The 12,404-nt window shown below is 35.1% G+C and carries 9 protein-coding genes and 2 tRNA genes; 8 read left to right on the forward strand and 3 right to left on the reverse strand.

Features of this window, described 5'->3' with window-relative positions:
* The first annotated feature begins 27 nt into the window (after positions 1–27).
* The 8 genes from BCB69_RS01265 to hemW all read left to right on the forward strand — a co-directional run bounded on the left by BCB69_RS01265 (position 28) and on the right by hemW (position 11,732).
* On the forward strand, positions 28–381 hold the full coding sequence (locus tag BCB69_RS01265; protein ID WP_022513316.1) for a YraN family protein: 354 nt from the start codon (positions 28–30) through the stop codon (positions 379–381).
* A gap of 9 nt (positions 382–390) precedes the next feature.
* Entirely contained in the window at positions 391–1,905 is a 1,515-nt protein-coding gene (locus BCB69_RS01270; protein ID WP_069176771.1) for a YifB family Mg chelatase-like AAA ATPase, read from the forward strand.
* Between the two features lie 2 nt (positions 1,906–1,907).
* Positions 1,908–3,002 (forward strand): DNA-processing protein DprA, encoded by a 1,095-nt coding sequence (dprA, locus tag BCB69_RS01275; protein ID WP_069176772.1) that lies wholly within the window; start codon positions 1,908–1,910, stop codon positions 3,000–3,002.
* A gap of 464 nt (positions 3,003–3,466) precedes the next feature.
* Positions 3,467–5,800 carry a type I DNA topoisomerase gene (gene topA, locus BCB69_RS01280; RefSeq protein WP_069176773.1) on the forward strand — a complete coding sequence of 778 codons (2,334 nt, stop codon included), beginning with the start codon at positions 3,467–3,469 and terminating at the stop codon, positions 5,798–5,800.
* 25 nt (positions 5,801–5,825) lie between these two features.
* Positions 5,826–7,127 carry a methylenetetrahydrofolate--tRNA-(uracil(54)-C(5))-methyltransferase (FADH(2)-oxidizing) TrmFO gene (trmFO, locus tag BCB69_RS01285; RefSeq protein WP_022513708.1) on the forward strand — a complete coding sequence of 434 codons (1,302 nt, stop codon included), beginning with the start codon at positions 5,826–5,828 and terminating at the stop codon, positions 7,125–7,127.
* Between the two features lie 132 nt (positions 7,128–7,259).
* A complete protein-coding gene (locus BCB69_RS01290) occupies positions 7,260–8,699 on the forward strand; it encodes an APC family permease (RefSeq protein WP_069176774.1) in 1,440 nt (479 codons plus the stop codon).
* A gap of 104 nt (positions 8,700–8,803) precedes the next feature.
* On the forward strand, positions 8,804–10,603 hold the full coding sequence (gene lepA / locus BCB69_RS01295) for a translation elongation factor 4 (protein ID WP_069176775.1): 1,800 nt from the start codon (positions 8,804–8,806) through the stop codon (positions 10,601–10,603).
* Complete coding sequence (gene hemW / locus BCB69_RS01300; protein WP_022513705.1) at positions 10,593–11,732, forward strand: radical SAM family heme chaperone HemW; 1,140 nt, start codon at positions 10,593–10,595, stop codon at positions 11,730–11,732. The genes lepA and hemW overlap by 11 nt, the downstream gene beginning before the upstream one ends.
* 79 nt (positions 11,733–11,811) lie before the next feature.
* Here the strand turns inward: hemW and BCB69_RS01305 are convergent.
* From BCB69_RS01305 to BCB69_RS01315, 3 genes are all read right to left on the reverse strand, one after another.
* Positions 11,812–11,888: transfer RNA gene (locus tag BCB69_RS01305), tRNA-Lys, on the reverse strand.
* 118 nt (positions 11,889–12,006) lie between these two features.
* Positions 12,007–12,083, reverse strand: a tRNA-Lys gene (locus BCB69_RS01310).
* A gap of 60 nt (positions 12,084–12,143) precedes the next feature.
* Positions 12,144–12,341 (reverse strand): hypothetical protein, encoded by a 198-nt coding sequence (locus BCB69_RS01315; protein WP_069176776.1) that lies wholly within the window; start codon positions 12,339–12,341, stop codon positions 12,144–12,146.
* Positions 12,342–12,404: the final 63 nt, after the last annotated feature.

The raw sequence follows: 12,404 nt of genomic DNA on the forward strand, positions 1-12,404 counted from the left end.
GAATATATTAATATTAAGGAAGTTAAAATGAATAAATTTTATTTAGGGAGATTAGGAGAATTATTAACTATTCAGTATCTGAAAGCTAAAGGTTATAAATTACTTATACATTCTTATAAACGTGCACATGGTGAAATTGATTTAATTATGCAAGACAAAGACGTATTGGTATTTATTGAAGTGAAGACACGAAGTAGTAAATATTTCGGGGAGCCTATCGAATCTGTTACGATGCATAAAATTCAAAAAATAAGATTTACAGCTAAACAATTTTTGATAGAAAAAGATATTCATAATAAAGAAGTTCGTTTTGATGTAGTCGAAGTGAAATTGTATCAGGGGAAGAATGCTAAATTTAGGCATATACGAAATGCATTCTAGGGAGAAAATATGTTTTCGCAAGTATTAGGAGCAACTACTTTTGGACTTAATGGGCAGATTGTGACTGTTGAAGTAGATATAGCAAGAGGGGTTGTAGGATTTAATATTGTAGGTCTTGCTGCAGCCTCTGTAAAGGAGGCGAAAGAACGAGTTAGGGCAGCTATTCAAAATTCGGGATACCAGTTTCCGCTTGGAAAGGTAACTGTAAACTTGGCTCCGGCAGATTTGAAAAAAGAGGGGGCAGGGCTGGATTTACCCATTGCTGTTGGTTTATTAGCAGCTAGTGGACAAATTTCTATGGATAATATAAAAAATAAAATATTTATTGGAGAATTATCTTTACAAGGAAAGCTTAGACATGTTCCGGGTGTGCTATCTATGGTATTAGAGGGGCATCATATGGGGGTAGATACTTATGTTGTGTCTCCAAGAAGTGTACAAGAAGCACTTTTATGTAAAGATATAAAAGTATATGCACCTAAAAATTTAAGAGAACTTATAGAGTCTTTTTTGGGGAATGAAGTTTTATCATTACAACTGGCAAAGGATAAGTATACACCGGCTAATTATGGAATGGATTTTTCAGAGGTACAAGGTCAATTAAATGCTAAAAGAGCAATAGAAATTGCAGCAGCCGGTGGGCATAACCTTTTAATGACAGGACCTCCCGGTGCCGGTAAAACTATGTTGGCTAGACGTATTATTACAATTCTGCCTGCGATGAATAAAGAAGAGGCATTAGAAGTAACAAAAATTTATAGCGTAGCAGGGCTTTTTAAAAATAATAAATTAATTCGTGAAAGACCGTTTAGAAGCCCTCATCATACTATATCTATGGCAGGACTTATTGGAGGCGGTACCATTCCTCGACCGGGAGAAGTTACTTTAGCACATCATGGAGTATTATTTCTTGATGAATTGCCGGAGTTTCCACGTTCAGTATTGGAAGTTCTTAGACAACCCATGGAGAATGGTGTTGTTCATATTGCGAGAGTTAGTGCGTCTTTTTCTTATCCGGCAAATTTTATGCTTATTGCTGCTATGAATCCATGCCCTTGTGGTTACTTAGGAGATCCTGATCATCCATGTTGTTGTACCGATGGTGAAATACGAAGGTATTCAAGAAAAATTTCAGGACCACTTTTAGATCGAATAGATTTACATGTATCTGTCTCCAGACCGAATTATCAAGAGTTGTCTGATACGGTAAAGGGGGAGTCTTCAAACACGATTGCTGAACGTGTAACTGTAGCGCGTACAATACAAAGAGAACGACTAGCTAATTGGTCTATGCAAAATAATGCACAAATGGGACATAGACAAATAAAAGAAACCTGTCAATTGACCAGAGAAAGCCAAAATATATTAAGGGAAGTATTTGAAAAACTTCATTTATCAGCTAGAAGTTATGATCGTATTATAAAAGTTTCCCGAACTATTGCTGATTTGGCAGGAGTTAGTACTATTGAATCAGAACATGTTGTAGAAGCGATTAGTTATAGAAATCGAATTCCTAGGAGATAGATATGGATGTTTTTGCAGCTGCATTGGCAAGCGCTCCTGGTTTGGGAAATAAAAGAATATCTGCTTTGTTAGAATATTTTCGCAATGCAGAAAATGTATGGAATGCAAGTGGAGAAGAAATTAAAAATGCACATATACTGCCGGCGAAGGTATTAACAAATTTTCTCAATCATAGGGTACGTGCAGATATAAATTTATATTACAAAAGAATGAAAACAGCTGGAATTGGTTGCATAACGTGCAAAGACAGTTGTTATCCAAAACTTTTATTACATACGCATAGTCCTCCTGCAGTACTTTTTTATAAGGGGGGATTACCATCCTGCAGTAAAACTATTGCTGTCGTTGGTTCTAGAAAATCCACTCCATATGGTGATAAAGTAGCATATCAAATAGCAAAAGAATTAAGTGAAAAACATGTTACTATTATTTCTGGAGGTGCAAGGGGGATTGACACACAAGCACACATAGGCGCATTAGATGGGGGAGGTTATACTGTTATAGTTGCAGCATTTGGTTTAGATTATGTATATCCACCTGAAAATAAATCCTTATTTGAGAAGGTTATAAGTAGTGGAGGAGCTATTATATCAGAGTATCCGTTAGGGACAGCGCCATTAGGAAGACAGTTTCCAGCCAGAAACAGAATTATTGCAGGTTTAAGTTATGGTGTTGTTGTTATCGAGGCGACTAAAAGGAGCGGAGCGTTAATTACCGTTGATTTTGCATTAGAAGAGGGGAGAGACGTTTTTTCTGTTCCCGGAAGTATATATTCTGTATCGAGTGAAGGCACCAATGAACTTTTACGAAAAGGTGCTATATGTGTTACTACGGGAGATGATATTATCATAGAGTATGATTGGGGTATGAATTTAGAAACAAATATAAATAAGAAATCTTTTGTTTCTAAAGAAGAAACTCTAACAGTAGAAGAAGAGATGGTATATCGTTTTTGTAGTACAGGAACGTATATACGGGAAGAGGATCTTCTTGACCAATTAAAATACTCTGTATCACAGCTTAAAATGATATTAATGAGTTTACAATTGAAAGAAAAGATAAAAGAAGTGAGTTCCGGAGTATTTGTTTCTATTTAATTATTTCGTCCATAGGGAATCATATGAGAGTAAGGGGTATTAATAGAGTTTTATTTATGCATAGAAATTCAAGGGAGAGCTTATTTTAAATAAATACTTTATTAATTTCCGTAAGCAAATTTATTTTATAATATAAACTTGCTTAATGCCTGTATAAGAACGTGAAATCAAAAGAGAGTACGGAAGAGGAAATAAAGAATCTAATATTTATTAAGGGGTATTTACGTTTGTAAGATAATGATAGACATTAGATTTTTTATAGGGGATTTTGTATCTATAGCCATTGATACACCGTGCTCTCTTTTGATTGCATTTAAAAACATATTGACACTATATGAATAAGTGTTGTATCGTTTTTTATAAAGATAAGAAGAGTTTATTAATATTTATAGATAGAAATTAGTTTTATATATCACCTATATAATTATAGCTGTTTATGATTGTTTATTCAGGGGGAATTGGCTTTGTCAATAAAAAGGACTATTACCATTGGTACAAAAACAAGAAAAAAACGTACTAAAAATGTAGAAACTCCTATATTTAAAAGGAAATCAAATCCTAAGGGAAAACATTTAGTTATTGTAGAATCTCCTGCTAAGGCAAAAACTATTGAAAAAATTTTAGGAACTAAATACAAAGTAATGGCTTCTATGGGGCATTTAAGAGATTTGCCAAAGAAAACGTTGGGAATTGACTTGGAAAATGGATTTAAGCCTGAATATGTAAACTCAACAGATAGAGCCGATGTTATTAAGAATCTTCAAATTGAAGCAAATAAGAGTGCAGACATTCTTCTTGCGACAGACCCTGATCGTGAAGGGGAGGCTATCTCATGGCATTTATCCACTATTTTGGATGTGGACCCTGACAAAAATGTTCGTGTAGCATTTCATGAAATTACACCACCTGCTATAAAAGAAGCAATTAAAAATCCGGTATCCGTAGATATGAATCGTGTTAATGCTCAACAAGCACGTCGTGTATTGGATCGTATTGTAGGATATAAATTATCACCGTGGCTTTGGAAGCAAGTATATAGAGGCTTATCTGCAGGACGTGTTCAATCCGTAGCAGTAAGAATTATTTGCGAACGTGAAGAAGAAATTAAATCTTTTATTACAGAAGAATATTGGCACGTTAATGCTGTTTATAAAACAGATAAAGGAGAATGCTTTACTGCTCAATTATTGGATGATAATGGAAAGCAGGCTAAGTTTCCAAATAAAGAAACAACGGATAATGCATTGAATAAGATTACAGGAAAAGGGGCAGTTATTACTTCTGTAACTAAGAGAAAACAGCAAAGAAAACCTAAAGCTCCTTACACTACTTCGACCATGCAGCAAGATGCAGTAAATCGTTTAGGATTTAGTTCTAAAAAAACGATGATGTTGGCACAAATGCTTTATGAGGGAGTAGAAATTGCCGGGCATGGTCATGTAGGGCTCATTACGTATATGCGTACAGACTCTACTCGTATTTCAACAGAAATGATTAATCAAGTGCGCCCCTATATTAGTAGTGTATATGGTGATGAATATGTGCCTAAAACACCCTATGTTTATTCAAAGACTAAAGACGCACAAGATGCGCATGAAGCTATTCGACCGACTTCTCTTGCATTTTCTCCGGAAACTCTTGTCGGGGACTTAACAAGAGACCAATTAAAATTGTATACATTAATTTGGAATCGATTTATTGCAAGTCAAATGTCGACCCAGATTCAACAAAATACTACCGCTTTACTTTCTTGTGAAGAATCAATATTGCGAGCAAGTGGGATGATTGTCCTTTTTGACGGATTTACTATTTTGATGAAAGATACTGTTAAAAAGAAATCTAAAGAGAATGAAATAGAAAAGAGATTACCGCTTATTGTAGAAGGACAAAAAGTATCGGCTGTTTCCAGTGAAGGGGAACAACACTTTACTAGTCCGCCACCAAGATTTACAGAAGCGAGTTTGATTAAGATGTTGGAAGAAAAAGGGATTGGAAGACCATCTACTTATGCACCTATTTTAGAAGTAATCCAAAAGAAAAAATATGTAGATAAAGATGGAAAACAGTTTATTCCTACAGAATTAGGATTTATTGTTACGAATCTATTGAAGAAATATTTTGGTCGAGTAGTAGATATAAGTTTTACGGCTGATATGGAAAAATGGCTGGATCAAGTAGCAGATGGACATGCAACTTATGAAAAAGTTCTTTCTGATTTTTATACTATTTTTAGTAAAGAATTGAGTAAAGCCGATGCGAATTCTGCAGAGGAGAAGAAAAACAATCAAGAGATTTCAGATGTTGTTTGCGAGAAATGTGGAGCAAATATGATTATTAAGTTAGGGCGATATGGTAAATATCTAGCTTGTCCTAACTTTCCTGATTGTAAAAATATCAAACCTTATAATAAGGAAGTAAAAGAAGAACCTTCAGAAGTCGTTTGTGAAAAGTGTCAACATTTGATGAATTATAAGATGGGGCCTTATGGTAGATATTTGTCGTGTCCTTCATGTGGGGCATCTAAATCTATTGTTATAGATACCGGTATTACTTGTCCTAAATGTAAGAACGGTCATATTGTAAAACGTAAATCGAAAAAAGGACGCTATTTTTATGGTTGTAATCAATATCCTTCCTGCAATATGGTATTGTGGAATGAGCCGGTAAATGATTTTTGTGAAGTGTGTGGACATATTAAAGTAAAACGTGTCTATAAAAATGGAACAGAAAAGATTTTTTGCTCTAACCAAGAATGTGAAACATATCCACAAAAAACAAGAAAAACAGTAGCAAAGTAAAAAAGAAAGGGTGGATCTATAAACTATGACTGAAAAAATAACAGTAATAGGAGCAGGTTTAGCCGGAAGCGAGGCTGCTTGGCAGTTAGCAGAGCAAAAGATACCTGTACGCCTTATTGAAATGAGACCTAAGAAATCTTCACCTGCTCATCATACTGGTTATTTTGCAGAGCTTGTATGTAGTAATTCTTTTCGTGCATCCGCAGTTACTAATGCAGTAGGATTACTTAAAGAAGAAATGAGATGTATGAATTCTGTGATTATGAAAGCTGCGGATTTACATCAAGTACCTGCCGGAGGGGCTCTTGCCGTGGATAGACATGGGTATGGAGAAGAAGTTACTTCACAGCTAAAAAATCACCCTTATGTTGAGTTTATTGAAGAAGAAATTACACAGATTCCTCAAGAGGGGATTGTAATTATTGCAACAGGCCCTTTAACAGAAGGTGCATTGGCAGAAGATATACAGAAATTTTGTGGTGGAGAAGGATTACATTTTTATGATGCAGCAGCACCCATTATTACAAAGGAATCGATGGATTTTTCTGTAGTATATAAAGCATCTCGTTATGGAAAAGGGGAAGCTGCTTATTTAAATTGTCCAATGAATGAACAAGAGTATAAAGATTTTTGTGAAGCATTAATCCAGGCTGAAGTAGCAGAAATACATGGATTTGAAAATAAAAAAGTATTTGAAGGTTGTATGCCTATTGAAGTTATGGCTGCCAGAGGTAAAGATACTATGCGTTTTGGTCCTCTGAAACCAGTGGGGTTACCGGATCCTCGTATGGGAAGAGAACCTTATGCAGTTGTACAATTACGTCAAGATAATGAAGAAGCTACACAATATAATATGGTGGGTTTTCAAACTCATTTAAAATGGGGTGCACAGCGACAGGTATTTCGAATGATTCCCGGATTAAAAGAGGCAGAATTTGTTCGATATGGAGTGATGCATAGGAATACATATATAGACTCTCCTCGATTACTAGAAGCTACTTTAGAGACAAAAGCTCGTCAAGGACTCTTCTTTGCAGGACAAATGACCGGAGTAGAAGGTTATGTTGAATCGGCGGTATCCGGTATTGTTGCAGCTAAAAGTGCAATTGCCAGATGGCGTGGTATAGAACCGAGGGCATTCCCTAAAGAGACAGCAACAGGAGCTTTGATGTGGTATATTAGTCATTTTGATGGGAAAAATTTTCAACCAATGAATGTTAATTTTGGACTTATTCCTTCACTAACATATAAGATTCCAAAGAAGAATAAGAATGAAAAATTGGCAGAAAGAGCTTTGCAAACAATTAAAGATTTCTTGAATAGTTAAAACCAAAAAAGTTTCATGTAGTTTTTTCTACATGAAACTTTTTTGGTTTGTCAAAGAAGTCGAAACTCATTAAATTATGATAGAATAAAATAGTATATTTATTTAATGGTAAGAAGTATAGAGGCAGTTTATATGGAAAATTATGATGCGAATAAAGATAAAGGACAAGTGCACAAAACGCTTTCAAATTTTGACTATTTTAACATAGGATTTGGTGCTATTGTGGGCATTGGATGGATTTTAATGGTAGGCGATTGGGTCATATTAGGTGGGGGACCTTTAGCTGCTATTATTGCTTTTTTTATTGGAGGAATTATTTTACTTCCTATAGCAGCTTGTTTTGGAGAACTGGCAACTGCTATGCCTATTTCAGGGGGGATTGTAGAATATATTGATCGGGCATTTGGTAAAAAAGCTTCTTTTTTAGCAGGGTGGTTGTTGGCTTTTGGTGACGGAATTGTATGCCCGTGGGAAGCACTCGCTGTTACTACTATTATGACAGAATTAGTATCTGCCTATTGGCCGTGGTTACTAGACATTAAACTATATGAAATATTTGGCTCTACTGTTTATTTATGGCCGTTACTCTTTGGAATAGCTGCTGCATGTTGTGTTATTTTACAAAATTTTAGGGGAGCGGCCTCTATGGCAAGTTTACAAAAAAATTTGACAAGAATGCTGTTTTTAGGAATGACTATTGCTATGGTTATTAGTTTTTGGCGTGGTGGAGTGCATAATTTTATGCCATTCTTTGAATATGTACAGGGACCTGTCGCAATAACCGGTGGGGAACATTTTGTGGAAGCACTCATTTCTGTACTTGTATTAACACCTTATTTTTATACTGGGCTAGATACTATACCGGATCAGGCCGAGGAAGCTAAATCGGGTATTAATTGGAAAAATTATGGACGGGTTATAGGATTAACAGTCATAGCTTCCGCTGTGTTTTATGGAATTTGTATTTATTCATTTAGTACAATTATTCCATGGACTTCTTTTATTGAAAGACCGATTCCTGCATTAGCCGTACTCAGAGATATTAATCCTTACTTGGCTATATTTATGCTTGCTATTGCAACCTTAAGTCCTCTTGGTCCGATGAATTCTTTGTTTTCTGCAACATCTAGAATACTTCTTGCGATGGGACGTAAAGGACAACTGCCACAGGTGTTTGCAAAAGTAGATAGAAAAGGTACACCCAAAGCAGCTTGTATTCTTTTATCTATATTAACTCTGATAGGTCCTTTTTTGGGATATCATATGTTGCTACCTCTTACTGAGATTGCAGGATTAGCATTTATCCTTCCTTGTACAATGGTAGCAGGGGCTTGTCTTAAATTTCGCAGGCAATATCCCGAGTTGAAACGACCTTATCAAGTTCCTGGAGGGAAGTTTGGTATATGGCTTGGTATATTGGCAGGATCTTTTTTGACAGGGCTTTTGCTTATTCCATTCAGCCCGGTATCCTTAGATTCTTTAGAGTGGGGGATTTTAAGCGGTTGGACAACATTGGGAGTCTTACTTTATATAAAATCAGAAAAAGAAAAGCAAAGTTATAAAAATAGATAGAGATACTAGTCACTTAGTAATAAATGCATTACAATCATAATGATGAAATTATAGGTGCGGCTAGAAAAGCCCTTTTTAGCCGATTTCCATTGGGAGAATATTTTATGAGTACAAAACATATTCGAAATTTTTCAATTATTGCACATATTGATCATGGGAAATCGACCTTGGCAGATCGCCTGATAGAAATAACAGGCACTGTTCAAAAAAGAGATATGGAAGCACAGCTTTTAGATACCATGGATTTAGAGCGCGAAAGAGGGATTACCATCAAAGAGCAATCTGCTCGTTTGATGTATAAGTATAAAGATGGACAAACTTATCAGTTGAATTTGATTGATACACCGGGACATGTTGATTTCAACTATGAAGTATCTCGTAGTTTATCTGCTTGTGAAGGCGCTATTTTAGTAGTTGATGCAACACAAGGTGTACAAGCACAAACTTTAGCTAATGTGTATCTGGCATTAGATAATAATCTTGAAATTATTCCTGTTATTAATAAAATTGATTTACCAAGTGCAGATCCGGAACGAGTAAAAAAGGAAGTAGAAGATATTATCGGATTAGATATGTCAGATGCTATAGAAATTAGTGCTAAAACAGGATTGGGTGTTGAAAAAGTTTTAGAACGTATTGTTGAATGTGTTCCTGCACCTGAAGAACGTAGCGAAGAACCCTTACAATGTTTAATTTTTGATTCCATTTTTGACTCCTATAAAGGGGCTATTGCTTATGTGCGTGTAGTAAGTGGTTCTATAAAACCGGGAATGGATATTCGTATGATGGCTAATGGCAAGGTGCATAAAGTTACGGAAGTAGGATATTTTGCACCTTATCCAAGAGCTGATAAAGAATTGGAGTGTGGTGCAGTAGGGTATATTGCTGCCAGCATTAAAAATGTTCATGATTGTGAAGTGGGAGATACTATTACAACTGCAGAGAATGGTGCAACAGAAGCTCTACCTGGATATCGTAAAGCTCTTCCTATGGTATTCTGTGGTCTATACCCAATTGATAGTAAAGATTATGATACTTTAAAGGATGCATTAGAAAAATTAAGTCTTAATGATGCCGCATTGGAATACGAACCGGAAACTTCTACTGCACTTGGTTTTGGGTTCCGTTGTGGATTTCTCGGTTTATTGCATATGGATGTTATTCAGGAGCGATTAGAACGAGAATATCGATTGCAGCTTATTACTACAGCACCTTCTGTTATTTATAAAGTATATAAGACAGATGGAGAAATTCTTAATATTGATAATCCGGCAGCATTGCCACCTATGACTGAGATTGAACATATTGAAGAACCTGTTGCTAAAGTTGAAATACTAGTGCCTTCCGATATGGTAGGTGCTGTTATGGATTTGGCACAAAGCCGTCGTGGCATCTATGAAACTATGGATTATTTGGATACAACACGAGTAACTTTATCGTATCATATTCCTCTTTCTGAAATTATTTTTGATTTTTTTGACAAACTAAAATCTTCTACTAGGGGATATGCTTCTTTAGATTATCAGCTCGATGGATATCAAGATACGGATGCTGTAAAGTTAGACATTCTTTTGAATGGAGATTTGGTAGATGCATTATCTGTAATTGTTCATCGTAGTAACTCCGTATCACGTGGACGTGTTTTGGCACAGAAACTTAAAGACATTATTCCAAGACAACAATTTGAGGTGCCTATTCAAGCAGCCATTGGAAGTAAAATTATTGCTAGAGAAACAGTACGAGCTTATCGTAAGGATGTGCTTGCTAAATGTTATGGCGGGGATATCAGCCGAAAGAAAAAACTTCTTGAAAAGCAGAAAGAAGGGAAAAAGCGTATGAAGCAAGTTGGCAGTATTGAAATTCCTCAAGAGGCGTTCATGGCAGTATTAAAAAATGAAGAATAATAAAACAGGGGTTTATATTCACATTCCTTTCTGTCAATCTCGTTGTGGATATTGTGATTTTTATTCATTAACAAGACGTGAAGATGATTTATATATTGAGGCGCTATGTAAGGAAATTGAACTCCGCAGTAAAGAGGTTCGTTATGTAAATTGTGACACCATATATTTTGGTGGAGGAACTCCTTCTCTATTGTCACCGAAATCAATTGGTAAAATACTTTCTTGTTTAAAAAAACATTTTTGTATTGAGAAATATGCAGAAATTACGATGGAAATGAATCCGATAGATATGACGGAAGAATATCTTTTATCTATTTATCAATTAGGCATTAATCGGATTTCTGTAGGTGTACAAACAAGAGATAATCATATGTTGTCTTTTTTAGGGAGAAATCATTCGTCAGCTTCTGCGGCACAATCTATAAAAAGAGCTTATCAAATAGGGTTTCATAATATCAGTATTGATTTAATGTATGAACTTCCCGGTCAAACCTGCATTGATTTTAAAAACTCATTACTCTGGGCAGTTCATTTACCTATTACACATTTGTCTGTTTATAGTCTTATTATTGAAAAGGGAACTCGCTTTTGGCAATTAATGGAACGGGGATTACTACAGCGTCCAACAGAATCTGAAAGTTGGAATATGTATCAAGCTATGTGTAGGATTCTTCCTCATTATGGTTTTCATAGATATGAAATTTCGAGTTTTGCACGGAAAAATTATGAATCTAAACATAATTTAAAATATTGGTATATGGATGATTATATTGGATTCGGACCATCTGCATGTTCTCGCTTAGGAACACAAAGAATAGAAGTTGTTCCGGGAATTCGTCAATATATAACAGAATTATTAAAAGATAGACAGCCTCCAATGGAAATCATAAATCTATCAGAATCAGAAGATATGGAAGAATATTGTTTTCTACACTTACGAATGAAAGAAGGGTTTGATAGAGAAGATTTTTATAGTCGTTATGGTTCTTATCCGGAAACATGGTATAAAAAAGAAATAGTAATACTGAAAGACAAAAATTTATTGATAGAAAAAGATGGACATATCCAAATGACAGCTAAAGGAGCTGCTCTTGGTAATTTCGTTTTTGAGAAATTTTTACGGTCTTAAATAAAAAGAACTCGTTATAAGCGAGTTCCTTTTATTTATAAGAAAATAAAAAAACACAGACCTATAATCTGTGTTTTTATGGTGGATCATCAAGGATTCGAACCTCAGACACCCTGATTAAGAGTCAGGTGCTCTAACCAGCTGAGCTAATGATCCATAAGCTGACAAAAGAAGTTTATCATATAGATAAAGAAAGTGTCAAGAAAATATGGTAATACTAATAGGGGATATTATGAGAAAATAAAAAAACACAGACTTATAATCTGTGTTTTTATGGTGGATCATCAAGGATTCGAACCTCAGACACCCTGATTAAGAGTCAGGTGCTCTAACCAGCTGAGCTAATGATCCATAAGCTGATAAAGAGAGTTTATCATATCTATATAACAGTGTCAAATTTAATAAGAAAGATTAATAATTAATGCTATATTTCTTTTTTAAAGCTTCAATATCTTGCCTCATTTTTTCATATTGCTTTGATGTGGAAGCGGAGGGGGCTATCTTTCTTTGCATAGTTGACATTTTATATATTTGAGAGAGTTCTTTTTTATAAGAAACTCTCATTTGTTGTAGTGTTTCTTCTGCCAGTTTTTCATCATCAATAGACATAGTAAAACCTCCTTATTAACGCTATTTTAGCATATTTATATGATTTGAGCATTAAGTAAGTAT

The sequence above is a fragment of the Dialister pneumosintes genome (genome assembly GCF_001717505.1).
GTDB classification, from domain to species: domain Bacteria; phylum Bacillota; class Negativicutes; order Veillonellales; family Dialisteraceae; genus Allisonella; species Allisonella pneumosinta.